This window comes from Arthrobacter sp. E3, assembly GCF_017353415.1.
GTDB lineage: Bacteria > Actinomycetota > Actinomycetes > Actinomycetales > Micrococcaceae > Specibacter.
In genome coordinates, this window is the sequence record NZ_JAFMPX010000144.1 from 1 (window position 1) to 255 (window position 255).

The 255-nt window shown below is 60.8% G+C and carries 1 protein-coding gene; it reads left to right on the forward strand.

All coding sequences use genetic code 11. The features are described from left to right. The coding region (locus JMA46_RS16995; RefSeq protein WP_207346511.1) for a transposase at positions 1–255 on the forward strand (255 nt) is incomplete at both ends.

The window sequence follows — 255 nt, forward strand, 5'->3', positions numbered from 1 at the left end:
TGAGCCTGACGCGGTGATGCTGGTACCGCCGTCCTTGGATGAGTGGCTGCCCCAGGATCATCTGGCCCGGTTCATCGGAGAGCTTGTGGATGAGGAACTGGACCTGGACCGGTTCTATAAGGCCTATTCGAAGGCGAAGGGTCAGCCGCCCTATGACCCGCGGTTGATGTTGCGGATCGTGTTGTACGGGTATTGCGTCGGGGTCCGTTCCTCCCGGGAGCTGGAGCGGGCGTGTACTGATGTGGTGGCTTTTCG